The sequence below is a fragment of the Pseudomonas sp. B28(2017) genome (genome assembly GCF_002113025.1).
Classification (GTDB): domain Bacteria; phylum Pseudomonadota; class Gammaproteobacteria; order Pseudomonadales; family Pseudomonadaceae; genus Aquipseudomonas.
Genome location: NZ_NEJH01000005.1, coordinates 157,621 through 182,407, shown reverse-complemented (window position 1 = coordinate 182,407; position 24,787 = coordinate 157,621). Strand labels below are relative to the sequence as shown.

The window sequence follows — 24,787 nt, the reverse complement described above, 5'->3', positions numbered from 1 at the left end:
TATTTCCAAAGGGACAAACAACGAGGGGGCGAATTTTCATCCGCCCCCCTCATATCCACTTACTCTTGTGGCTCTTCGTCAGCAGCGGCGTCGAGTTGCTGGTCTTCGGCAACGTCGTCAATCACGACATCTCCGACAAACCCTTCACCCTCTTCACCTGCCAGCTCTTCACCCTCGACTTCCGACGGTTCCTGAACCCGCTCCAGCCCGACCAGCGTTTCGTCGTTGGCCAGCTTGATCAGGGTCACGCCCTGGGTGTTACGACCCAGGCTGGACACTTCGTCGACACGGGTGCGCACCAGGGTGCCCTGGTCGGAAATCAGCATGATTTCCTCGCCGTCGAGCACCTGAACCGCACCGACCAGACGGCCGTTACGCTCGTTGCTGACCATGGCGATAACGCCCTGACCGCCACGCTTGTACTCAGGGAACTCAGTGATCGCCGTGCGCTTGCCAAAACCACGCTCGGAAGCGGTGAGGATCTGGCTGCCTTCTTCCGGGATCAGCATGGAAATCAGCTTCTGTCCTTCCGGCAGGCGCATGCCGCGCACACCGCGGGCGGTACGACCCATGGCGCGAACGTCGGATTCCTTGAAGCGGGTGACCTTGCCGCCATCGGAGAACAGCATCACTTCGCGCTCGCCATCGGTGATGGCCGCGGAAATCAGCACGTCGCCTTCGTCCAGTTCCAGCGCGATCAGGCCGACGCTGCGTTGACGGCTGAAGGATTCCAGCGGGGTCTTCTTCACGGTGCCGTTGGCGGTGGCCATGAAGATGTAGTGACCTTCGGTGTATTCCTCGACCGGCAGCATGGTGGTGATGTACTCACCGTCGTCCAGCGGCAGCAGGTTGACCAGCGGACGACCACGGGCAGCGCGGGACGCCTCGGGAATTTCGTAGGTTTTCAGCCAGTACACCTTGCCCTTGCTGGAGAACAGCAGCAGCGTGGTGTGGCTGTTGGCAACCAGCAGGTGAGCGATGTAGTCCTCATCCTTGACGCCGGTCGCCGACTTGCCTTTGCCGCCACGGCGCTGGGCCTGGTACGCAGCCAGCGGTTGGGTCTTGGCGTAGCCACCGTGGGAAATGGTCACGACGCGCTCTTCTTCCGGGATCATGTCACCCAGGGTCAGGTCGAGTCGGGCATCGAGGATTTCAGTACGACGTACGTCGCCGTATTCGGCGCGAATCACTTCCAGCTCTTCGCGGATAACTTCCATCAGGCGCGTGGCGCTGTTGAGGATGCGGATCAGCTCGCCGATCTGGTTGAGGATCTCTTGATACTCGGCCAGCAGTTTTTCGTGCTCCAGACCGGTCAGGCGGTGCAGACGCAGCTCCAGAATGGCTTGCGCCTGTTCCGGCGACAGGAAGTACTTGCCGTCGCGCAGACCGTACTGCGGATCGAGGTTTTCCGGACGGCATGAGTCAGCGCCGGCACGCTCAACCATCGCCACCACAGCCGAGGACTCCCAAGGAGTGCTGACCAGCGCTTCCTTGGCTTCCGACGGCGTTGGCGACGCCTTGATCAGGGCGATGACCGGGTCGATGTTCGACAGGGCTACCGCTTGACCCTCAAGGATGTGACCACGTTCGCGCGCCTTGCGCAGTTCGAACACGGTACGACGGGTAACCACTTCGCGACGGTGACGGACGAAGGCTTCCAGCAGGTCCTTGAGGTTCAGGATCCGCGGGCGGCCGTCGATCAGCGCAACGATGTTGATGCCGAACACGCTCTGCAACTGGGTCTGGGCGTAGAGGTTGTTGAGGATGACCTCTGGCACTTCGCCGCGACGCAGTTCGATCACCACGCGCATACCGTCCTTGTCGGACTCGTCGCGCAGTTCGGTGATGCCTTCGAGTTTCTTCTCTTTGACCAGCTCGGCGATCTTCTCGATCAGACGCGCCTTGTTCAGCTGGTAAGGGAGTTCGGTGATGACGATCTGCTGTCGGCCACCGACCTTGTCGATATCTTCGATGATCGAGCGGGCGCGCATGTAAATGCGGCCACGACCGGTGCGGTAGGCTTCGATGATGCCGGCGCGACCGTTGATGATCGCCGCGGTCGGGAAGTCCGGACCAGGGATGTGTTGCATCAGTTCATCGACAGTCAGCTCGGGGTTGTCGATGAGCGCCAGGCAACCGTCGATGACTTCACCGAGGTTGTGCGGCGGGATGTTGGTCGCCATGCCCACGGCGATACCGCTGGAGCCGTTGACCAACAGATTGGGAATACGGGTTGGCATGACCGCGGGGATCAATTCGGTACCGTCGTAGTTCGGCACCCAGTCCACGGTTTCCTTGTGCAGGTCAGCCAGCAGCTCGTGCGCCAGCTTGGTCATGCGCACTTCGGTGTATCGCATGGCCGCGGCGTTGTCGCCGTCCACCGAACCGAAGTTGCCTTGACCGTCTACCAGCAGGTAGCGCAGGGAGAATGGCTGTGCCATCCGAACGATGGTGTCGTACACCGCGGTGTCACCGTGCGGGTGATACTTACCGATCACGTCACCGACAACACGGGCAGATTTCTTGTACGGCTTGTTGAAGTCGTTGCCCAGCTCGCTCATCGCGAACAGCACGCGCCGGTGCACAGGCTTCAAGCCATCGCGCGCATCCGGCAGTGCCCGCCCGACAATTACGCTCATCGCGTAGTCGAGGTAGGACTGCTTCAGCTCGTCTTCGATATTGACCGGGAGGATTTCTTTGGCCAGTTCGCCCATGAGAAGCCTGATTCCTTTTTCTGGTGAAACTTCGTCAGGACCAACGAAGCTCGCCGATACAGGCTGATTGCCATGCACCGGCTTACGACAAATCAACGAGTTATGCCATGGATCTGCGCAGTACGGGTCGCCACTTCGGGCAACCCTGGAAACCGCCGGATGTTATCACAAGAGCCGCCACGCACCTATCCCCTAGATGCGCATGGAGAGTAGTTAGTTGACCGATGACAGGCTTGAAGGGGACGACAGGGGCTTAGAGCTGTGTTGAATGAAGAATTCGTGACTGATTCGGGCTGTTTTGTCGGCTTTGATGGCCTCTTCGCGAGCAGGCTCGCCCCCACAATGGATTTGCGTCGTAAACAAATCCCCTGTGGGAGCGAGCCCGCTCGCGAAGGCACCTTGTCAAACGCCAGATATCATTAATGCAGGCGCTTACGGCACATCAACTGCGCCATTTTCGCCGTATCCGGGCGCTCGACGATGCCTTTCTCGGTGACGATCGCATCGATCAGGTCCGCCGGCGTCACGTCGAACACCGGATTGAACGCTTCGACATCCGCGCCCACCCGCTTGCCACCGACCTCCAGCAACTCGCGACCATCACGTTCCTCAATCGGAATGTCATCACCGCTGGCCAGGTTCATGTCGATGGTCGAACTCGGCGCCACAACCATGAAGCGTACGCCGTGGTGCATGGCGTTGACGGCCAGTTGATAGGTGCCGATCTTGTTGGCCACGTCGCCATTGGCGGTGATCCGGTCAGCGCCGACGATGACCCAGGTAGGGCCCTTGGTCTTCATGATATGCGCCGCGGCGGAATCGACATTGAGGGTCACGGGAATGCCTTCATTGGCCAGTTCCCACGCGGTCAGCCGCGAGCCCTGCAGCCATGGGCGGGTTTCGTCGACATAGACCTGTTCGACCATGCCCTCGATGAATGCACCGCGAATCACCCCCAGCGCCGTGCCGAAGCCACCCGTAGCCAGCGCACCCGTGTTGCAGTGGGTCAGGATCGCCTGGGCGTTGCCCTGATGCTTGCGGATCAGGTCGACACCCAGTTGCGCCATGGTCAGGTTGGCTTCGCGATCACTTTCGTGAATGGCGATGGCCTCGGCCTCCAGCGCCTCCAGCGGATCGGCATTGTCTTTCAGGCGATCGAGCCGATCGTGCATGCGACTCAGCGCCCAGAACAGGTTGACCGCAGTGGGACGGGAATCGGCCAGCAGCGCAAAATCCTCTTCCAGCGCCGCGTACCAGTCGCCACCTTCGGCAATCCGGGCACGGGCCGCGAGCACGATGCCATAAGCGGCGCTAATGCCGATGGCCGGCGCGCCACGCACCACCATCGAGCGAATGGCCTCGGCCACACCAGCTGCACTGGTGTAGGCGATCCAGGTTTCCTCGAACGGCAAAATACGCTGATCCAGCAGATGGAGAGCGCCACCACGCCAATCGATGGCCTTTACCTTTTCCGCAGCCAACAGTCGATCGCGCATCCCTCACCCCGCACTCATGAACAAAAGCCGTCGATTATAGCGATCCCCCCGCGAAGACGCTCGGGTATACTTCGCCATCCTTTACAAAAGCACTGGAACCGACCCTCGATGCCGAACACTGCCGCTGCGCTCGACCTGTTATTGCTGCCGACCTGGCTGGTACCCGTCGAACCCGCTGGTGTTGTCCTCAAAGAACATGGCGTGGGCATCCGTGATGGACGCATCGTGTTTATCGGCCCACGTTCCGCCGCCCTGAAGCTTAACTCAACCGAAATCCGCGAATTGCCTGACATGTTGCTCAGCCCCGGCCTGATCAATGCCCACGGGCACGCGGCGATGACGCTGTTCCGTGGCCTGGCCGACGACCTGCCATTGATGACCTGGCTGGAAAACCACATCTGGCCCGCCGAAGCCAAGTGGGTCGACGAGGATTTCGTGCACGACGGTACGGATCTGGCCATCGCCGAGCAAATCAAAGGTGGCATCACCTGTTTCTCTGACATGTACTTCTTCCCGAAGGTTGCCAGCGAGCGCGTGCACAACAGCGGCATTCGCGCGCAGATCGCGATTCCGATCCTCGATTTCCCTATTCCAGGCGCCGGTACAGCGGACGAAGCCATTCGTCAGGGCGTTGAGCTGTTTGGCGATCTCAAGCACCACGAGCGCATCAAGATCACCTTCGGCCCCCATGCCCCCTACACCGTAGGCGACGAAAACCTGGAAAAAATCCGGGTGATCGCCGAAGAACTGGACGCTTCGATCCACATGCATGTGCATGAAACCGCTTTCGAAGTGCAGCAATCGGTCGAGCAGCGCGGTGAACGCCCACTCGCCCGCCTGGCGCGCCTGGGCCTGCTGGGGCCGCGTTTCCAGGCGGTTCACATGACCCAGATCAGCGATGAAGACCTGGCACTGCTGGTAGAAAGCAACAGCAATGTGATTCATTGCCCGGAATCGAACCTGAAGCTGGCCAGCGGATTCTGCCCGGTCGAGCGTTTGTGGCAGGCCGGGGTCAATGTCGCGGTCGGCACCGATGGCGCGGCGAGCAACAATGACCTGGACCTGCTCGGCGAAACCCGCACCGCAGCCCTGCTGGCCAAGGCTGTCGCCGGCTCGGCCACCGCACTGGATGCTCATCGCGCCTTGCGCATGGCCACCCTCAACGGCGCCCGGGCACTGGGTATCGAAGCCCAGGTCGGCTCGCTGGAAATCGGCAAGGCGGCGGACATGGTGGCTTTCGACCTCTCCGGCCTGGCCCAGCAACCAGTCTACGACCCGGTTTCGCAGCTTATATACGCCTCCGGCCGCGACTGTGTGAAACATCTTTGGGTTGCCGGCAAGCAGTTGCTCGACGACCGTCGCCTGACACGCCTTGATGAACAACAGCTAGGCACTGTTGCGAAGGCCTGGGGCCAGCGCATCAGCGGCCGTACCGAATCGTAAGCCCCCTGGAGCGCAATCCGGGGCAACAGGATTTTTCAAGTTTCAGAGGACTTAAACCATGAGCAACGTCGACTACGCCGAAATCGCCAAATTCGAAGCCCTGGCCCATCGCTGGTGGGACCGCGAAAGCGAATTCAAACCGCTGCACGACATCAATCCGCTGCGAGTCAACTGGATTGACGAGCGGGTCAATCTGGCCGGTAAAAAGGTCCTCGACATCGGTTGCGGCGGCGGCATCCTCAGCGAAGCCATGGCCCAGCGCGGCGCGACCGTCATGGGGATCGACATGGGTGAAGCGCCGCTGGCGGTTGCCCAGTTGCATCAGCTGGAGTCGGGCGTCAACGTCGAATACCGGCAGATCACCGCCGAAGCCCTGGCCGAGGAAATGCCCGAGCAATTCGACGTAGTCACTTGCCTGGAAATGCTCGAACACGTGCCGGATCCGTCGTCGGTCATCCGCGCCTGCTTCCGCATGGTCAAGCCCGGCGGCCAGGTGTTCTTCTCCACCATCAACCGCAATCCGAAGGCGTACCTGTTCGCCATCGTCGGCGCCGAATACATCATGAAGTTGCTGCCGCGCGGCACCCACGACTTCAAGAAATTCATCCGCCCTTCCGAACTCGGCGCCTGGAGCCGCATGGCCGGCCTGACCGTCAAGGACATCATCGGCCTGACCTACAACCCGCTGACCAAGCACTACAAGCTGGCCTCCGACGTGGACGTCAACTACATGATCCAGACCCTGCGCGAGGAGTAAGCCGATGCCTATCAGAGCAGTTCTTTTCGACATGGACGGCACTCTGCTCGACACCGCGCCGGACTTCATTGCGATCTGTCAGGCGATGCGTGCCGACCGCGGCTTGCCACCGATGAACGACAAGCACATCCGCGACGAGATTTCCGGTGGTGCCAGGGCAATGGTCGCAGTGACCTTCGCCATGGACCCGGAATCGCCGGGTTTCGAGGAACTGCGCCAGGAGTTCCTGGAGCGCTACCTCGTGGGTTGCGCCGTTCACAGCAAGCTGTTCGACGGCATGCCTGAATTGCTCGCCGACATCGAAAAATCCAACCTGATCTGGGGCGTAGTCACCAACAAGCCACTGCGTTTCGCCGAACCGATCATGCAACAGCTGGGGCTGGCCGAGCGGTCGGCGCTGCTGATCTGCCCGGATCACGTGAAGAACAGCAAGCCAGACCCGGAGCCGTTGATCCTGGCATGCAAGATGCTCGACCTCGATCCGGCCAGTGTGTTGTTCGTCGGTGATGACCTGCGCGACATCGAGTCGGGCCGTGATGCCGGCACCAGGACCGCAGCCGTGACCTTCGGCTATATCCACCCGGATGATAATCCGCGGCATTGGGGTGCGGATGTGGTGGTCGATCATCCGCTGGAGTTGCGCAAGGTTTTGGACAGCGCACTCTGCAGTTGCTGAGTTTTTGCCGAGACCGACCCTTGTGGGAACGAGCCTGCTCGCGAAGAACCTGAGAGCGCCACGGGGTGCCAGACTTGTCGCGCCATCGTTTACGCCCATCGTCGGAACGCCGCCCGGAGCAAGCTCGCTCCTACAGGGATAGCGCTTGACCTGAAGAATTTTTGTAGAGGTTTTTTATGTTTGATTATTCCGCCCGCCCCGAACTGCTCAAGGATCGGGTCATTCTCGTCACCGGCGCCGGTCGCGGCATCGGTGCCGCTGCAGCAAAAACCTACGCAGCCCACGGCGCAACCGTGCTGCTGCTGGGCAAGACCGAAGCCAACCTGACCCAGGTCTACGACGAAATCGAAGCCGCCGGCCATCCACAACCGGCGGTAATTCCGTTCAACCTCGAAACCGCCCTGCCCCATCAATACGATGAGCTGGCAGCGATGATCGAAAGCGAATTCGGCCATCTCGATGGCTTGTTGCACAACGCTTCGATCATCGGCCCGCGCACGCCGATCGAGCAGCTTTCTGGCGAAAACTTCATGCGAGTCATGCAAGTCAACGTCAACGCCATGTTCATGCTCACCAGCACGCTGCTTCCGCTGCTCAAGCTGTCGCAGGATGCCTCGGTGGTGTTCACTTCCAGTAGCGTCGGCCGCAAGGGACGTGCGTATTGGGGCGCTTACGGCGTATCCAAATTCGCCACTGAAGGCCTGATGCAAACCCTGGCTGACGAAGTCGATACCGTGGCCCCGGTACGCTCCAACAGCATCAACCCGGGCGCTACCCGCACCAGCATGCGCGCCCAGGCCTACCCGGGAGAAAACCCACTGAACAACCCGACGCCCGAGGAGATCATGCCGGTCTACCTTTACCTGATGGGCCCGGACAGCACCGGTGTCAATGGCCAGGCGTTCAACGCCCAGTAACGACCGTACGTCGCTTTTTTGCTGCCGCGCCGGCTTCCCGCCGCGGTACTCAAAGGCTCTCGAATTCAGACCAGACACCTGTCAAACAAACGTCACATGCAACGCCCTGCAGGTGATAAATGAAAAACAACCAATTGATTTAACACATCTTTTATTCGGATGAACCGAATGGCACGACTTTCGCTCTAAGTTTGCTCAAACACGCAATGTGAAAGCAGACGGGGGTGAAGCTTGAGCTCAGAAGTTACTCATCTTCTACAAAGCGGATTAAACTTGTACGAAATGTCCTACGGGACTGACGGACCAGTACGACGCGCAGCCCTAAGCCGCTCTCACCCTGCTTGTAAGACAGCCTTACTGCTTAGGGGCGCACGCCTTATGAAACCACCTTCCCAGACCAACGCAATTGACTTCGATAGCGCCAAATTGCAGCGCCTGGGCTTTGGTCAGCAGCCGCCTCTTCTGGAAAGGCCTGTCAGTCTTGCGCAAATGCGCCAGCAACTGAGCCTTCTGCTGCAAACCAGTCTGGAGCCGCAACGCATTCTCGGAACGTTCTATCGCGAGATTCAACGATTGGTGCCGCTGGACGCCTTGAACTACCAACACAAGAGCAGCGACCTGCGCCTGGAGTTTGGCCAGCGCGGCCACCATTCCATCAGTTACAGCCTCAGCCACGAAGGCGAGCACCTGGGCGAGCTGGTTTTTCGCCGCAATCAGCGTTTCAGCGAACAGGAACAGAGCCATCTCGAATCACTGCTGGCCGCGCTGCTTTTCCCGATGCGCAACGCACTGCTTTACCGTACCGCCACTCAAAGCGCACTGCGTGACCCGTTGACGGGTACCGGTAACCGCATCGCCATGGACCAGACGCTGCAAAGGGAAATCGAGCTTTCCCGGCGCCATCTGCAACCGTTGTCGGTGCTGATGCTGGACATCGATCATTTCAAGCAAGTCAATGACATCCATGGCCACAGCACTGGCGATGACGTGCTCAAGGCGGTCGCTGCCTCGATCAAACACCAACTGCGCAACGTGGACATGGTCTTTCGTTATGGCGGTGAAGAGTTCCTGATCCTGCTGTCGAACACCAGCCGTGAGGCCGCGGCCATGGTCGGTGAACGCCTCCGGTTTGCAGTACAGTCTGAAGAATACCTGGCCGATGCTCATACGATCTTGCTGACGGTCAGCCTCGGCTGTTCGACCCTGTTGCCCGGCGAGTCTGCCGAAAGCCTGTTGCGACGGGCAGACAGCGCGCTGTATGTGGCCAAGCGCGAAGGTCGTAACCGGCTGGAGATGGCAGGCTGAGCCATTAGCCACGGCACAAGACAATGTGGGAGCGAACCTGCTCGCGAATGGGATCTGACCTTCAACGATGATGTTGACTGACAGTCCGTATTCGCGAGCAGGCTCGCTCCCACAGTTGTTTTTCAAGCAGCGATTGAATCAGCCTTCGACCAGTGCCATCCGTTCACGAACGACTGGCGCCCTCTCTGCGTGCTCCAACTGCATGCAACGCTCAAGAAACAGGTACATATAGTCGTAACTCTTGCAAACAGCCTGGCGTAACTCCACCTGCAGGGATTTGCTCGGGTTGGTGCCCGCCAGGGTGCAGATGATTTCCAGGGCTTCCCATGGATGGGCATCGTCGTACTGGGCATGCATCTTCAGCCACTTCATCGCCCGCTTGCGATCTTCCTCGGGGAACGAGGCGGCGTAGATACCGTTGGAACAAACGAGCGCCGACCATTCCCCGGTCGCCCCTTCGATGGCGTAGTTGGTGGCAGCAATCGCGACGATCAGCGAGTCGGCTGAACTGGTGTGCCAACACCAATGGCTCAAGGCATGAAGCTCCGGCGCAACCTGCTGTGCCTGCAGGTCTTCCAGGCTGACACCATGCGCGCGACTCCAGTGCACCCAATAATCGGCGTGGTTCAATTCGACGCGGATATTACGCATCAGCCAGCGACGGGCCATGTCTTCGCCGGGATGACGGGCAAAGCGGGTCTTGGTCAGGTTTTGTGCCATATACAACGCAAACTGTTCGACCACCGGCCAGCCACCGATCAGGTACTGGCGCATGGTCTTCGCACTGAGTCTGTTGTCTCGCATGCGTTGGTACAGTTCGTGTTCGACAACCCGGCGCTTGCTCTCGCTGCAATCCTGGATCAGGCGCTGGGCCCAGGCAGGGTAACTTGCAGCTTCCATGAGCGGTCCGGTTCGGTTGAATGTGTCGATCACTGTCGAGCTCCTTTTGATTGTGATTATAAGACCGGCAGGAATTTCAACGGAACGTGCCAGGTGCCCTGAACAACAGCGGCCGAGGCCTGGCAGGACGACTCAGCAAGCTATCGCTGGTAAACAGATGCGGGCGTTCAATCACATACCCTTGAGCATAATCCACCCCGATTTCCAGCAATGCCTGCTCGATCTGGGGCGTTTCGACAAACTCGGCAATCGTGCGCTTACCCATCACATGGCCGATGTGATTGATCACTTCGACCATGGCGCGGTTAATCGGGTCGTCCAGCATATCCTTAACGAAACTCCCGTCGATCTTCAGGAAGTCTACAGGCAAATGTTTCAGGTACGCGAATGAGGACATTCCAGCGCAAAAATCATCCAGTGAAAAATGGCATCCCAAGCCTTTGAGTTCATTAATGAATCGGATGGCGCTGCCAAGATTTGAAATTGCACTGGTCTCGGTAATTTCAAAACAAATCATTTCAGGCGGAATCGAATACGTCACAAACTGTTCGCGCAGGAAGTCCAGGAACGCCTCATCCCCGATCGTCGTGCCTGACAGATTGATCGCACACATGGCCAACGGCCCATGATTTTGCCCGGCCCGGCATTGGGCAATGATCTTGAACACGTTCTGCACCACCCAACGATCAAGCGAGCTCATCAGGCCATAGCGCTCGGCAGCTGGAATGAAACTGTCGGGCAAGATCATGCGCCCGGCTTCATCATGCAATCGCAGCAGAATTTCAATGTGCCCGCCGTCCTGATCGAAATGGCCCAAGGGGGCAATTTCCTGGGCATACAGGCAAAAGCGGTCCTCCTCCAGCGCCATGTGCAAACGCTGCACCCAGGCCATTTCACCGAAGCGCAGGGACAACTCCGAGTCATCCGGATGATAGACCTGGACCCGGTTCCGGCCTTTTTCCTTGGCCATGTAGCACGCCATGTCGGCAGCACGCAGCGAGGCTTCGAGCGTCGTCGGATTCTGTGCGACATGGACCAGCCCGATACTGACAGTGGTGACGAAAGGCCGGCCCTTCCAGACAAAATGCAGATTCTGCACAGTCTGGCGCAGGCTCTCGGCAATTTTCTCCGCCGCTTCCGGTGCACAGTTCTCCAGCAGGATGCCGAACTCGTCGCCGCCAAGGCGCGCCAGGGTATCGCCTTCACGCAGCCCGGATTGCAACAAGGCACAGATATGCCGCAACAGTTCATCGCCCGCCGCGTGGCCGCAGGTATCGTTGACCAGTTTGAATTGATCCAGATCGAGGAACATCAAGGCATGGCGACCCGTGTAGCGGGTCAGGTTGTGCAGCGCCTGCTCCAGGCGATACTCGAATTCGCGGCGGTTGGCGAGGCCAGTCAAGGCATCGTGGGTCGCCTGCCACGACAGATTGGCGATGTATTGCCGCTCCTGGGTCATGTCATGCAGCACCAGCACCGTCCCGCTGACTTTGCCGGCATTGCGGATTGGCGCGCCCACCAACGTCACCGACACCGTGCTGCCGTCCAGGCGTTGAATCAGCTTGGAGTGCTCACTGCCGCCACTGAGTTGGCCGCTGAGAATATGCTCGATCAGGGTGAAACCATCGGTCTGCGCATTTTCATCCAGCAGGTTGAACAGCGCCGCCAGCGGCAATCCTGTCGCCTGCTCGGCCTTCCAGTGGGTCAACGCCTCGGCCGCCGGATTCATATAGGCAATCGCACCGGAAACGTCCGTGGTGATCACTCCGTCGCCAATTGATTGCAGAGTGATCTGTGCCCGCTCCTTCTCCAGTTGCAGCGCATCGGCAAAGGCATGACGCTGCTTGAGCAGCTTGTGAGTGCGCATCAAGGCCAATGCAATCAGGCCCAGGGCGGTGGCCAGATTCGTCACCAGCAACAAACGCAGAATCACCCGCGAACCTTCACCCAGGGCATCGCTGAATGCCTTCGCTGCCGGCGTCACGCCGTCATCGATGGCAAAAATCTGCTCCTTCCAGCGTTGCACATCCGCACCGGAGGCCGGGCCGGAGGTGATGTGCTGATGCATGTCCCGCGCAACGTCATCGAGTTGGACCAGATAGGCATCACCCACAGTCCAGAGGTCGATGGCTTTTTCGAGGTAACTGAAGTGACGAAAGTTGAGGTACAGCCAAATCAGGCTGGCGACATCGTCAGGATGATTGCCGCCCTTGAGGATCGCCACACGTGCGGCCTCGATGTCCGGCGGCTGATTATCCAGCGCCACACGCAACTCATGCCCACCCTGAGGCACGGAAATGGCGTTCTGGTATTTATGAAAAATCGCTTCGTCGCCGCTGTCGGCGTAGAGATTGAGGTAATAGATGGCGTCTTTCTGGCCCTTGGACCAGAGGCTTTCGCCGGCAACATAGCCGCGAACCGCCGACAGTACATAAAGGCTAACGCCGCCCAACAAGGCTTGAAACAACACTACGGCGATAAATGGCCAGACGATGCCCAACAACCGTGGCGTTCCGAGAGTCCGCGTTTGATTCATGTGGTCCCTTGATTTAGCACCGCTAGCTCGTCTTCCGGACGAAATCGCTTTAGCTAGACTAGGTTGCGATTCCGATCCCGGCAAGCGACAAGCTATGCCCGGAGGGAGCATCGCGGCCATTGAGTTCGGTCGCGACGATGTTTTTATAGTTTTGAAGTGGCACCCTGCAACCTTGATGTCGTCTCGCTACAACCTCTGCAAATGTCCGTAAAGCTTGGCGTACAAACCACCGTCGGCAATCAGTTGCTGATGATCGCCATCCTCTGCAATCTGCCCGCCGTCGAATACCAGCACACGGTCGGCCTGTTTTACCGCCGAAAGACGGTGAGCAATGATCAACGTGGTGCGGTTGCTCAGGAACCGCGCCAGTGCCTGGTGCAGGTTGTACTCGGTGGCGGCATCCAGCGCCGAAGTCGCTTCATCGAGAATCACCACTTTCGGTTCGGCCAACACCATCCGCGCTATGGCCAGGCGCTGGCGCTGCCCGCCAGACAAGCGCACGCCGGAGCGACCTACGATGCTGTCCAGGCCATTGGGCAAATCGCGGACCGTGCTGTGCAATTGGGCGATTTCCAGCGCCTGCCAGCAGGCCTCGTCACTGCGTTCACGGCCCATGGTCAGGTTGGCCCGGATGGTGTCGTTGAACAGGGCCGGATGCTGCAGGACCACGGCGACATTTTCCCGCACGGTTTCCAGGCCGATCTCTTGCTGGGTCGAACCACCGAAACGAATGGTGCCGGCCAATGGTGTGTACAAGCCCAGCAGCAGTTGCACCAGCGTGCTCTTGCCGCCGCCGCTGGCACCGACGATCGCGACTTTTTCGCCGGGAGCGATGGAGAGATTCATCTGGCTCAGCACCAATTCGTCACCGTAGCCGAAGCTCAATCCCTGAACCTCGATCCCGACGGTTTCGCGACCGTTGAACGGGTCGACTCCGCCCGCGTACTCGGGTTCGTCGGCGCGGGACAGCAGTTCGTTGATCCGCGACAGCGCACCGCCGGCAGCGTAGTAGGCGTATTGCAGGTTCAGTAGTTGCTCTACCGGACCGATCATGAACCACAGGTAGCTGAACACTGCGAGCATCTGGCCGATGGACAGGTCGGAGAACAACACCGTGAGCATGGCCGCGGCCCGGAAAATATCGATGCCGAACTGGAACAGCAATCCGCTGGCCCGGTTCGATGCGTCGGTTTTCCACTGCGAATTCACCGCGTAATCACGCACATCCCGGGCACGCTGGCCCAGGCGCCCGAGGAAAAACCCCTGGCGGTTGCCGGCGCGAACTTCCTGGATGGCATCCAGCGTTTCGGTCAGCGCCTGTGTAAAGCGTGAAGTGCTGTCGTTCTCGAGTTTCTTCAGGTGCTTGACCCGCTTGCCCAACTGCACCGTGGCGTAGATCACCAACGGGTTGAACAACAGAATCAGCAGCGCCAGCTTCCAGTGCATCCACATCAGGATGCCCGCGGTGCCCACCAGGGTCAGCATGGCCACGAGGAAACGGCTGAGGGTTTCGCCGACGAACTTGTCCAGCGTGTCCAGGTCGGTGACCAGATGCGTGGTCACCGTGCCGCTACCCAGGCTTTCGTATTCACCCAGCGAGATACGCTTGAGCCGTTCGATCAGGCGTATACGAATGCGGTAGACGATGTCCTTGGCCAACCCGGCGAACAGTTTCGCCTGCACCACGTTGAACAGCAATGCCGTGCAACGCAGGGTCAAGGTCACCAGCAACATCAGGCCGATGTAACCCGCGGCTTTCTGCCAGCCTTCAGGAAGCGCGTGGTTCATGATCTTCAGCGCGGCATCACCGTGCCCCAACAATACCTCGTCCACCAGCAACGGCAGGAGCAAGGGAATCGGCACGCTGCACAAGGTCGCCAGCACGGCCACGCCGTTGGCGATCCACAGGGACTTCTTGTGATGCAGGACCAGGCGACGGATTTCCGCCCAGCTCAGGTGATCGACACGTTTAACGGTAGCGACATCATCGGGCAGGTCATGCACAGGCAGCACGCTCCAGCCAGCGGCCGAGCAGCGGGGACAACTCGCTCAACGGCTGATAGCCATTGGTCAGCAACGCCAGTTGCCCCTTACGCTCAGCCAGCAGGGTAGGGAAACCGGCAATGCCCAGGTCCTGGACCCAGGTGAAATCGGCGGCGGTGGCCGCATGCATATCGGCCCGGTCGAATGCACCGGCGAACTCGATGCGTGGCAAACCGGCCTGCTCCGCCAGCTCCACCAACACGCTGGCCTGCGTGACGTCGCGACCCTGAGCATAAAACGCGTGCTGAATCAGCCCGAGCAGTTTCCATGCGCAATCCGGCGCCAGGCTGCGGGCCGTCACCAATGCCCGGCAGGCAGGTTCGGTGTCATAGACAAAGCCGTCGGGCAACGCGCCTTCAAGCTTGAACGGTTGGCCGGTGGCCTCGGTGACTGCCTGCCAATGTTCAAGGATATAGCGACGGGTGGACGGTTCCAGCGCTGCACCGCTGCCAGTGCGCAAACCTCCCACGATCAGGTGCACATCCACGCCTGCGGCTTGCGCCTGCTTGACCAGTGCGTTGGCCACCGGGGCAAACCCCCAGCACCAGGAACACATCGGGTCCATCACATAGAGCAGGCGCGCAGACATGGTTCAGGCCTCTGAGGATGCTTGCTTATAGTTGTAGCCGATCGGGTGAGGCTGGTTACGAGCCTTGGCCAGTTCGATCTGCTTCTGCCGGTCGATGGCGCTGCGACGGGTCTTCTCGCTCAGCTTATCCCAGCAATGCGGGCAACTGATGCCGGCCACGTAGTGCTCGGACGCGCGGTCTTCTACACTGACCGGCGTGCGGCAGGCATGACATTGATCGTAGTCGCCTTCGCTCAGGTCATGGCGAACCGTCACGCGGTTGTCGAACACAAAACAGTCGCCCTGCCACTTGGTTTCTTCCTGCGGCACCTCTTCGAGGTACTTCAGGATGCCGCCCTTGAGGTGGTAGACCTCACCAAAACCCTCGCTGAGCATGTAGCTCGACGCTTTCTCGCAACGGATGCCGCCGGTGCAGAACATCGCGACCTTCTTGTGCACGGCCGGGTCGAAGTTGGCTTTGATGTAGTCGGGAAATTCGCGAAAACTGGTGGTTTTCGGGTCGATGGCGCCTTCGAAGGTACCGATCGAGACTTCGTAATCGTTACGCGTGTCGATCAACAGCACTTCCGGGTCGCTGATCAGCGCGTTCCAGTCTTGCGGATCAACGTAGGTACCGACCTTTTTGTTCGGGTCCACGCCTTCCACCCCGAGGGTGACGATCTCTTTCTTGAGTTTGACTTTGGTGCGGTAGAACGGCTGCTCGTCGCAGTACGACTCTTTATGGTCGATGTCGTCCATGCGCGGGTCGCTCTTGAGCCAGGCCATCAGCCCGTCAATGCCTTCGCGGCTACCGGATACGGTGCCGTTGATGCCTTCTTCGGCAATCAGCAGCGTGCCTTTGATGCCGTTATCGAGCATCGCTTGCAGCAGTGGCTCGCGCAGGGTGACGTAATCTTCCAGGGTGACGAACTTATACAGTGCCGCCACGACAATCTGTTGTGTCATGGGTAAATCTCCAGGTGGCTACCCTCGTAAGGGGTGAACCGGATGCGAAAAAAAACGCGCCGGGTTAGCGGCGCGTTGCGGATTCTAGCAAAAAACCGGGGTTTAGTGCTTGCTGCCGCCAGCACAGGTCGGCGAGGCCGGGGCGGCGTCGATCTGTGCCCATTCCTCCGGCGTGTAGGTATGCAGCGCCAACGCATGGAACTCGCCCATCAGTTCGCCGAGCGTGGCGTAGACTTTCTGGTGGCGCTTGACCCGGTTCAGGCCTTCGAACTGTGTGCTGACGACCACAGCCTTGAAGTGGGTCTGTAACCCACGGCTGTGCATATGGCTCTCATCCAGCACTTGCAGATGCTCCGGCTGAAGCAAGGCCAGCGTCGATTCGATGCGTTGTTGCATGGTCATACCGAACTCCGCTTAAGGCTTTTTCTTGGTGGACGCAGCCGCGTCTTTCGGCGTCAGCTCGGCGGTCATGTCAGCCAGCAGCTTGTTGACCACAGGCACCGCGCTTTCCAGCTTGGCCTGGGTCATCTGGGCCGATTGCTGGGTCAGCTGGGGCATTTTTTCCAGGACTTTCTTGCCCAGTGGCGACTGATAGAACGCTACCAGGTCCTTGAGCTCGGACTCGGTGAAGTTGGTGGTATAGAGGTTGATCATGTCCGGCTTCAGCTTGTTCCAGCCAATGGCTTGGTCCAGAGCGGCCTTGGCCTTGGCCTGGTAGGTTTCCAGCAAGGCTTTTTTCGACTCAGGAGCTTTGGACTGTTCGAAACGCTGGGCAAACATCTGCTGTACTTGCATGTACACCGGGGTGCCCAGTTTGTCAGCGTGCGCCATGGTCAGGAAAGCCTCGGCACTGGCGTTATGGCTGGCGGTGTCGGCAAGAACCTGGCCGCTGGCGCAGACCAAAGCAACGGCGGTACAGATGGCACGAAGACGAGTCATCGAGTTTCCTTTTCTAGCTGGCGAGGTAAGACCCCAAGGGCGTCCATTCTGCGCCTAAAAAAGTGTGTCGCTCAACCCCAAGCCTTGTCGCACCTGATTTAGAGGGGTTGAATGGTCAAATCCAGACTGATGGAACCACGGCCGTCGAGCACGGCCTAAACTGCGCAATCGGACCTACAGGAGTGAGCAAGATGAGCCGTATCGAAACCGACAGCCTCGGCGAGGTTGAAGTCCCGGATGAAGCCTATTGGGGCGCTCAGACGCAACGCTCGATGATCAACTTCGCCATTGGCAACGAACGCATGCCGCTGGCAGTGTTGCATGCCCTGGCGCTGATCAAGAAAGCCGCGGCTCGGGTCAACAATCGCAACGGCGACGTGCCTGCCGACATCGCCCGTCTGATCGAGCAGGCGGCCGACGAAGTGCTCGCTGGCGACCACGACGACCAGTTTCCGCTGGTGGTCTGGCAAACCGGTAGCGGCACCCAGAGCAACATGAACGTCAACGAAGTGATCGCCGGTCGCGCCAACGAGCTGGCCGGCAACCCGCGCGGCGGCAAGTCCCCGGTACACCCCAACGATCACGTCAATCGCTCCCAGAGTTCCAACGACTGTTTCCCCACTGCCATGCACATCGCGACCGCCCAGGCCGTGCAACAGCACTTGCTGCCGGCGATCAGCGAACTGTCCGGCGGGCTGGCCGAGCTGTCCGCCCGCCATATGAAACTGGTCAAGACCGGCCGCACCCACATGATGGATGCGACACCAATCAGCTTCGGTCAGGAAATCTCGGCCTTCATCGCACAACTCGATTACGCCGAGCGGGCGATCCGCAGCGCACTGCCCGCGGTCTGCGAGCTGGCCCAGGGCGGAACAGCGGTCGGCACGGGGCTGAACTCACCCCACGGCTTCGGTGAGGCCATCGCCGCAGAATTGGCCGCCCTCTCCGGTTTGCCGTTTATCACCGCACCGAACAAGTTCGCCGCACTGGCCGGTCATGAGCCGCTGACCACGTTGTCCGGCGCGCTGAAAACCCTCGCCGTGACCCTGATGAAAGTTGCCAACGATCTGCGTCTGCTGGGCTCCGGTCCGCGTGCCGGCTTCGCCGAAGTCAAGCTGCCGGCCAATGAGCCGGGCAGTTCGATCATGCCAGGCAAGGTCAACCCGACCCAGTGCGAAGCCTTGTCGATGCTGGCCTGCCAGGTACTGGGCAACGACGTCGCCATCGGCTTTGCAGCCAGTCAGGGCCACTTGCAACTGAACGTGTTCAAACCGGTGATCATCCATAACCTGCTGCAATCGATCCGCTTGCTGGGTGATGGCTGCAGCAACTTCCAGCAGCATTGCGTGGCCGGTCTGGAGCCGGATGCGGAAAAAATGGCTGAACACCTGGAACGTGGCCTGATGCTGGTAACAGCGCTCAACCCGCACATTGGCTATGACAAATCGGCGGAGATCGCCAAGAAGGCCTACAGCGAAGGACTGACCTTGCGCGAGGCGGCGTTGCAGCTCGGGTATCTGACCGACGAAGAGTTCGATGCGTGGGTAAGGCCGGAGAACATGCTTGAGGCTGGCGCCAAGGGCTGAGCTTTGTAGCGCCTGATAGTCCGTCATCGCGGGCAAGCCACCCACAGGGTTCTTTTGTGAACACAGGATTGGCGTCCATACCGGGCAACTGTGGGAGCGGGCTTGCCCGCGATGAGGCTCGCACTATCAATACAAAGTCAGCGCCAATCTTGCGTTCGATAATCGCCCAAAACCCGCCGCCACCGATTGAACCATCCAGTACATTCCATTCACCATCCGAACCACAAAACCAATAACAACAGGTTCGACACCATGCCCCCGCGCCCCGCCCTCCCCGGCTGATCCGCTTCGTTTGTGCTGATTTCCAATGTTCGTCTGCAACCCCGGGTTGCGGCATTACCCCGCTTCATCCCCAAGAATCAGAGAGACCCGAGTCCATGACGCCTTCCACCGCGCAATATTTCGTTCCCGGCCTGATCGCCGCCGCCCTGGCCAGTGCCGCCCTGCCCGCCTGCGCCGAGGAGCCGGGTTTTGTCGAAGGCGCCAAGGTCAACCTGAACCTGCGCAACTTCTACATCAACCGCAACTTCACCAACCCGACCAAGGCCCAGGGTAAAGCTGAAGAATGGACGCAGAGTTTCATCCTCGACGCCAAGTCCGGGTTCACCCAGGGCACCGTCGGGTTCGGCATGGATGTGCTCGGTTTGTATTCGGTAAAGCTCGACGGCGGCAAAGGCACCGGCGGTACGCAACTGCTGCCGCTGGACCACGACGGCCGCCCGGCGGACAACTTCGGCCGCACCAACGTGGCGTTCAAGGCGAAGCTGTCGCAGACCGAAGTCAAAGTTGGCGAGTGGATGCCCGTGTTGCCGATCCTGCGTTCGGACGACGGTCGCTCGTTGCCGCAAACTTTTCGTGGCGGCCAGATCACCTCAAAGGAAATCAATGGCCTGACGCTCTACGGCGGCCAGTTCCGCCAGAACAGCCCACGCGACGACAGCAGCATGAACGACATGTCGATGACCGGCAAAGCCGCGTTCACCTCCGACCGTTTCAACTTTCAGGGTGGTGAATACGTGTTCAACGACAAACGTACCCAGATCGGTCTGTGGAACGCCGAGCTCAAGGACATCTACAGCCAGCAGTTCATCAATCTGATCCACAGCCAACCGCTTGGCGACTGGACTCTGGGCGCCAACCTCGGCTTCTTCTACGGAAAGGATGACGGCAGCGCCCGGGCCGGCGAGCTGGACAACAAAACCATGTATGGCTTGTTCTCGGCCAAGTACGGCGGCAACACCTTCTACGTCGGCCTGCAGAAACTCACCGGTGATAACGCCTGGATGCGGGTCAACGGCACCAGCGGCGGCACACTGGCCAACGACAGCTACAACTCCAGCTACGACAATGCCCGGGAAAAGTCCTGGCAAGTGCGCCACGACTACAACTTTGTCGCCCTCGGCGTACCGGGCCTGACCCTGATGAACCGCTACATCAGTGGCGATAACGTGCACACCGGCAGCATCACCGATGGCAAGGAATGGGGACGTGAATCGGAACTGGGCTACACCGTGCAGAGCGGTGCGCTGAAAGACCTGAACCTGAAATGGCGCAACTCGACCATGCGTCGCGACTACAGCAACAACGAGTTCGATGAGAACCGCCTGATCATCAGCTACCCGATCAGCCTGCTGTAAAATTCACTACCGCTATCGCGAGCCTTCTACAGAAAAGCACCGGACACAAAAATGCATGGCCAGCCTGGCCGAGAAGTCCTGCAGGTTTATGCTTGCAGGGCTTTTCGGTCAGGCTGACCATCTCATTAAACCCCTCTCTCGAGGGGCTCTTTGTGAAGCAGCATCAACCAACACGCATCAAGTCATCTGAATGATGGTCTGCATGATGGTGCTCTGGGTGGAGATGGTCTTGGCGTTCGCCTGATAGTTGCTCTGCGCCTTGATCAGGTCGACCAGTTCGTTGGTCAGGTTGACGTTGGACTCTTCCAGGGAGTTGGAAACGATCGAACCCAGGGTGCCGGTTTCCGGCGCATCGTAGCCCGGGATGCCCGATGCGTAGGTTTCTTTCCAGCTGGTGCCGCCTACCGGCTGCAGGCCTTGCTCGTTGGTGAAGCTGGCCAGGGAAATCTGGCCGATCGGCTTGGTCTGGTTGTTGCTGAAGTTGGCCAGCAGCACACCGCTGCCGTCGATGGTCAGGTTGGTGATCTGGCCAGTGGCGTAACCGTTCTGTGCCGGAATCGAACGCGCGGTGTCGGCATTGAACTGGGTGGTGTTGGCCATCGCGATGGTCAGACCTGCCGGGTCGGCTGCGGCGCCGTTGGCTGTCCAGACGCCATTGGTCACGGAGCCCGGAGTCCAGTTGGTGATCTTCAGGTCACTGCTGATCACCGAAGTCGGTGGCGTGGTTGGCGGCGTCACCGGTGTGCTGACCGAAGTCAGTTTGCCGGTGGAATCGAACGACATGGTCGAAGCAACCGGTGCGGTAACGGTAGGATCACTGCCATCCGGGTTGCGACCATCGATCAGCGTGTAGGTATCCCACGTGTTCGCTCCAGTCTTGACCATGTATTGATCCATGGTGTGCTGGTTACCCTGAGTATCGAAAACCGGAGTACTGAACGACTTGGTGAAAGTCTCGGTCTTGGACGGATCGAACTTGTTGGCCGCAACCGTCTGGTCGATCACCGGCGAGGTGGAGTTCAGGTTGATGGTCGACGAAACCAGGCTGGTGGATTTCGGCGCCAGGTTGGAGGTATCGATCCGCAGGTCGGTCAGCACGCCGTTGACGATCTTGCCGTTGGAGTCCACACCGTAACCTTGCAGGCGGGCAGTACCGTCGCTGTTGGTGACGTAGCCGTCCTTGTCGGTCTTGAACGTACCGGCGCGGGTGTAGGTCAGCGAACCGTTGTTGCTCAGGACGAAGAAACCGTTGCCCTGGATACCCATGTCCAGCACGTTGCCGGTGTTGCTCACGTCACCCTGGCCGAACTGCTGGGAAACGTTGGACAGGCGCACGCCGTTGCCGACGGTCTTGCTGCCGGTGCCCAGGCGGGTCGCCGAGTACACGTCTTCGAATTCTGCGCGGGACGATTTGAAACCGGTGGTCGCGACGTTGGCGATGTTGTTGCCGGTCACGTCCAGTTGTTTGTTGGCTGCATAGAGACCGCTAAGGCCGATATTGAAAGACATCATCACTCCTTTGTGCCGTGTTAGTCGGCTCTACATACCAATGGTTTGTACTTTGGACAGGGCAACGCTGCCCAGCCCGGCCAGATTGAGCATCAACTCACCGCCGGTCTGGCTGATGGTCACGCTGTTGACGGTCGCAGGCAGGTTGGTGATCAACGCGACGGACTTACCATCGATCGTGGTCGTGGCGCCGAAGGTGTAGGTACCCGCGGGTACCGTCTCACCCGCATCGTTCTTGCCGTCCCAGATGAAGCTGGCATTGCCGGCCTTCTGCGAACCGAGGTCGATGGTGCGCACGGTCTTGCCGCTGGCGTCGGTGATCTTCAGGGTGGCGGACGCCACGGAAGACGGAACCACCACCGTGCCGCTAAGGCTCTTGGTGGTATCGACCACGGCCTTGTCGCCCGGTGCGATGACCGAACGGCCCACCAGCGACGACGCCTGCAGTGCCTGGGACGAGTTGTAGTTGCTGGCCAGGCCGCTCACGGTGTCGTTGAGCGTGGTAATGCCTTCCAGGCTACTGAACTGCGCCAGCTGGGCCACGAACGCGCCATTGTCCTGGGGCTCCAGAGGGTTCTGGTTTTTCAGCTGGGTCACCAGCAACTGCAGGAACGCATCCTTGCCCAAGGCCTTGTTGCCAGTGGCACTGCCGGTTGCCGACGCGAGGCCGTCAGTCGTGGTGTTGGTCTTGATCGAGGAGTTGGCCAGGATGTCGTTGAGGCTCAAACCACTGGTGGAATCGGTAACACTCATCTGAGTCGCCCCTTATCACTGACCGAGGGTCAGGACCTTCTGCATCATGGTTTTGGCGGTGTTCATCATTTCGGCGTTGGTCTGGAACGAACGGCTCGCGGAAATCATGTCGGCCATTTCCTCAACCACGTTGACGTTCGGGTAGTAGACGTAGCCCTTGGCATCGGCCGCCGGATGGTTCGGCTCGTAGCGCGCCTCGAGGTTGCTCTGGTCTTCGACCACACCCAGCACCTGCACGCCCTGACCGGCCGCGTCCTGGCTCTGGAACAGCGAGTCGCTGCCGCCGCTCTGGCCGCCCTGGAACATGGTGGCGAACACCGGGTGGCGCGCGCGGTAGGTCTGGTCGATGCTCGACGAGACGGTCTCGGCGTTGGCAATGTTCGAAGCGACGGTGTTCAAACGTGTGGTCTGCGCACTCATGCCGCTACCGGCAATGTTGAAAACACTGGATAGAGACATGGCTTACTCTCCGCGCAGGGCTGATACCAGCCCTTTGAATTTGCTGTTGAGCAGTGTAAAGCTGGCCTGGAAGCCGATCGCGTTTTCCGCGTAGTTCGACTGTTCCAGCTGAGCATCCACGGTGTTCTGGTCGATCGACGGTTGCATCGGCGTGCGATACAGCAACGACTCATCGCCATTGCCCAGACCTTCAGCTTCGATATGACGGCTGTTGGTCATGTTCAAGGCGAACGTGCCGTTTTTGGTTTTCTCGTTCTGCTCGGCGAGCACTTTCGAGAAATCCAGATCCCGAGCCTTGTAGTTCGGGGTATCGGCGTTGGCGATGTTGTTGGCCAGGACTTCGGCACGCTGGGCGCGGAAGCCCAGGGCTTGTTCGTGGATACCGAGCGCTTTATCGAAGCTGATGCTCATGTCGGGAAACCTTCGGGTGACCTGATTTTTCGTAAGATCAACTTAGCAAGCCCCATGCCAATTCAAAAAAGCCCGGAAACCGGGGCTTTGTCGGTCATGGCAACGCGGCAATGCCAGAAAAGCGGCAACGGTTTTCCGCCGCATGCCGCTTTTCTGCCGCTTATCTCTTTCTCCCACCAACACCATTGGACCCTGTGGGACCGCCGCACCGCCGCTCCCACAGGGTCAGAGGTGTTCGCGAGAAATCACCAGACATAAAAAACGGGAGTCCCAAAGGCCCCCCGTTTTTTTGATACTGCCAACAAATCACTTCGCCTGGTAAATGATCCCCGGGCTGCACTGGACCATCTGGTAATGATCCGGCAAACCGTTCAGGGCTTCGGAAGCACCGAGGAACAGATACCCCCCCGGCTTCAACGTACTGTGAATACGCAACAGGATGTCCTTCTTCACCTCGGCCGAGAAGTAGATCAACACGTTGCGGCAGAACACGATATCGAACTTGCCGAGGCTCGCGTAGCTGTCCAGCAGGTTGAAGGAACGGAACTCCACCCGGCTCTTGATTGGCGCCTTGATCGCCCAGCGTCCCGGCCCTTTCGGGTCGAAATAACGCTGCAGGCGCTCTGGCGACAGACCACGGCCGATGGCCAGGCTGTCGTACTCGCCAGTCTTGCAGTTGGTCAGCATGGTGCCGGACAGGTCGGTGGCAACGATCTGCACGCCCATCCTCAACTGGCCCATGTTGACCCGCTCGAACTCGTCGATGGACATCGACAGCGAATACGGTTCCTGGCCTGAGGAGCACGCCGCCGACCAGATGCGCAGGCGCTGGCCGGGACTGGCCTTGATCGCTTCGGGCAGTACCTTGTTCTTCAAGACTTCAAACGGGTAGGTGTCACGAAACCACAGGGTTTCGTTGGTGGTCATGGCGTCCACCACCTGCTCGCGCAAACCGCTGCGCGGCTGGGTCTGCATGCGCTGAACCAGCTCACCCAAAGACTTGATGCCTTGCTGTTCCATCAGTTTGTTGAGACGGCTGGAGACCAGGTACTGCTTGTTTTCACCGAGCAAAATGCCACAGGCTTTTTCCAGGAACACCCGGAACTGTTCGAAATCCAAATTACCCGTAGACAATGATGCCGCCTCTTAAATCGTGTTGACTGCCAGGGGTG

The 24,787-nt window shown here is 59.5% G+C and carries 21 protein-coding genes; 7 read left to right on the top strand and 14 right to left on the bottom strand.

The window, feature by feature from the left end; translation table 11 throughout:
• Positions 1 to 59: 59 nt before the first annotated feature.
• Together gyrA and mtnA are read right to left on the bottom strand one after the other, a co-directional pair.
• A complete protein-coding gene (gene gyrA, locus CAF65_RS16360; RefSeq protein ID WP_085717201.1) occupies positions 60 to 2,714 on the bottom strand; it encodes a DNA gyrase subunit A in 2,655 nt (884 codons plus the stop codon).
• Positions 2,715 to 3,133: 419 nt separating this feature from the next.
• On the bottom strand, positions 3,134 to 4,210 hold the full coding sequence (gene mtnA, locus CAF65_RS16355) for an S-methyl-5-thioribose-1-phosphate isomerase (protein ID WP_085717200.1): 1,077 nt from the start codon (positions 4,208 to 4,210) through the stop codon (positions 3,134 to 3,136).
• 108 nt (positions 4,211 to 4,318) lie between these two features.
• On the opposite strand from mtnA, the gene CAF65_RS16350 reads away from it, so the two are divergent.
• The 5 genes from CAF65_RS16350 (at position 4,319) to CAF65_RS16330 (ending at position 9,308) form a co-directional block, all read left to right on the top strand.
• Positions 4,319 to 5,653, top strand: coding sequence for a TRZ/ATZ family hydrolase (locus CAF65_RS16350; RefSeq protein WP_085717199.1), 1,335 nt, complete (start codon positions 4,319 to 4,321; stop codon positions 5,651 to 5,653).
• A 58-nt stretch (positions 5,654 to 5,711) separates the two neighbouring features.
• A complete protein-coding gene (gene ubiG, locus CAF65_RS16345) occupies positions 5,712 to 6,410 on the top strand; it encodes a bifunctional 2-polyprenyl-6-hydroxyphenol methylase/3-demethylubiquinol 3-O-methyltransferase UbiG (RefSeq protein WP_057400297.1) in 699 nt (232 codons plus the stop codon).
• 4 nt (positions 6,411 to 6,414) lie between these two features.
• Positions 6,415 to 7,086 carry an N-acetylmuramic acid 6-phosphate phosphatase MupP gene (gene mupP / locus CAF65_RS16340; RefSeq protein ID WP_085717198.1) on the top strand — a complete coding sequence of 224 codons (672 nt, stop codon included), beginning with the start codon at positions 6,415 to 6,417 and terminating at the stop codon, positions 7,084 to 7,086.
• A 176-nt stretch (positions 7,087 to 7,262) separates the two neighbouring features.
• On the top strand, positions 7,263 to 8,003 hold the full coding sequence (locus tag CAF65_RS16335) for a YciK family oxidoreductase (RefSeq protein WP_085717197.1): 741 nt from the start codon (positions 7,263 to 7,265) through the stop codon (positions 8,001 to 8,003).
• Positions 8,004 to 8,381: 378 nt separating this feature from the next.
• Positions 8,382 to 9,308, top strand: a complete 927-nt coding sequence (locus tag CAF65_RS16330; RefSeq protein ID WP_085717196.1) for a GGDEF domain-containing protein — start codon at positions 8,382 to 8,384, stop codon at positions 9,306 to 9,308.
• 138 nt (positions 9,309 to 9,446) lie between these two features.
• Here the strand turns inward: CAF65_RS16330 and CAF65_RS16325 are convergent, their stop codons facing one another.
• The 7 genes from CAF65_RS16325 to CAF65_RS16295 all read right to left on the bottom strand — a co-directional run bounded on the left by CAF65_RS16325 (position 9,447) and on the right by CAF65_RS16295 (position 17,260).
• Positions 9,447 to 10,208 (bottom strand): TenA family transcriptional regulator, encoded by a 762-nt coding sequence (locus CAF65_RS16325; protein ID WP_371919009.1) that lies wholly within the window; start codon positions 10,206 to 10,208, stop codon positions 9,447 to 9,449.
• A gap of 76 nt (positions 10,209 to 10,284) precedes the next feature.
• On the bottom strand, positions 10,285 to 12,744 hold the full coding sequence (locus tag CAF65_RS16320; RefSeq protein ID WP_085717194.1) for an EAL domain-containing protein: 2,460 nt from the start codon (positions 12,742 to 12,744) through the stop codon (positions 10,285 to 10,287).
• A 186-nt stretch (positions 12,745 to 12,930) separates the two neighbouring features.
• Positions 12,931 to 14,748, bottom strand: a complete 1,818-nt coding sequence (locus tag CAF65_RS16315) for an ABC transporter ATP-binding protein (protein WP_085717193.1) — start codon at positions 14,746 to 14,748, stop codon at positions 12,931 to 12,933.
• Entirely contained in the window at positions 14,741 to 15,343 is a 603-nt protein-coding gene (locus tag CAF65_RS16310; protein WP_178076710.1) for a DsbA family protein, read from the bottom strand. Before CAF65_RS16310 ends, CAF65_RS16315 begins: the two co-directional genes overlap by 8 nt.
• A 36-nt stretch (positions 15,344 to 15,379) precedes the next feature.
• Complete coding sequence (locus tag CAF65_RS16305; RefSeq protein WP_085717191.1) at positions 15,380 to 16,321, bottom strand: rhodanese-related sulfurtransferase; 942 nt, start codon at positions 16,319 to 16,321, stop codon at positions 15,380 to 15,382.
• A 102-nt stretch (positions 16,322 to 16,423) separates the two neighbouring features.
• The gene (locus CAF65_RS16300) at positions 16,424 to 16,723 is read right to left on the bottom strand and encodes a BolA family transcriptional regulator (protein ID WP_085717190.1); all 300 of its coding nucleotides are present in this window, start codon (positions 16,721 to 16,723) and stop codon (positions 16,424 to 16,426) included.
• A gap of 12 nt (positions 16,724 to 16,735) precedes the next feature.
• Positions 16,736 to 17,260 (bottom strand): DUF2059 domain-containing protein, encoded by a 525-nt coding sequence (locus CAF65_RS16295; protein WP_085717189.1) that lies wholly within the window; start codon positions 17,258 to 17,260, stop codon positions 16,736 to 16,738.
• Between the two features lie 191 nt (positions 17,261 to 17,451).
• Between CAF65_RS16295 and CAF65_RS16290 the strand changes: the two genes are divergently transcribed.
• Both CAF65_RS16290 and CAF65_RS16285 read left to right on the top strand, forming a co-directional pair.
• The gene (locus CAF65_RS16290) at positions 17,452 to 18,846 is read left to right on the top strand and encodes a class II fumarate hydratase (protein ID WP_085717188.1); all 1,395 of its coding nucleotides are present in this window, start codon (positions 17,452 to 17,454) and stop codon (positions 18,844 to 18,846) included.
• Positions 18,847 to 19,223: 377 nt separating this feature from the next.
• Positions 19,224 to 20,483 carry an OprD family porin gene (locus CAF65_RS16285; protein WP_085717187.1) on the top strand — a complete coding sequence of 420 codons (1,260 nt, stop codon included), beginning with the start codon at positions 19,224 to 19,226 and terminating at the stop codon, positions 20,481 to 20,483.
• Positions 20,484 to 20,660: 177 nt separating this feature from the next.
• Here the strand turns inward: CAF65_RS16285 and flgE are convergent, their stop codons facing one another.
• The 5 genes from flgE to cheR form a co-directional block, all read right to left on the bottom strand.
• Positions 20,661 to 21,992: a flagellar hook protein FlgE gene (flgE, locus tag CAF65_RS16280; RefSeq protein WP_085717186.1), complete on the bottom strand. Its 1,332-nt coding sequence runs from the start codon at positions 21,990 to 21,992 to the stop codon at positions 20,661 to 20,663.
• Between the two features lie 30 nt (positions 21,993 to 22,022).
• Positions 22,023 to 22,745 (bottom strand): flagellar hook assembly protein FlgD, encoded by a 723-nt coding sequence (gene flgD / locus CAF65_RS16275; protein ID WP_085717185.1) that lies wholly within the window; start codon positions 22,743 to 22,745, stop codon positions 22,023 to 22,025.
• 15 nt (positions 22,746 to 22,760) lie between these two features.
• Entirely contained in the window at positions 22,761 to 23,204 is a 444-nt protein-coding gene (flgC, locus tag CAF65_RS16270; protein WP_007980123.1) for a flagellar basal body rod protein FlgC, read from the bottom strand.
• Positions 23,205 to 23,207: 3 nt separating this feature from the next.
• Positions 23,208 to 23,615 carry a flagellar basal body rod protein FlgB gene (flgB, locus tag CAF65_RS16265; RefSeq protein ID WP_007988729.1) on the bottom strand — a complete coding sequence of 136 codons (408 nt, stop codon included), beginning with the start codon at positions 23,613 to 23,615 and terminating at the stop codon, positions 23,208 to 23,210.
• A 306-nt stretch (positions 23,616 to 23,921) separates the two neighbouring features.
• On the bottom strand, positions 23,922 to 24,749 hold the full coding sequence (gene cheR, locus CAF65_RS16260) for a protein-glutamate O-methyltransferase CheR (protein ID WP_057399089.1): 828 nt from the start codon (positions 24,747 to 24,749) through the stop codon (positions 23,922 to 23,924).
• Between the last annotated feature and the right edge of the window lie 38 nt (positions 24,750 to 24,787).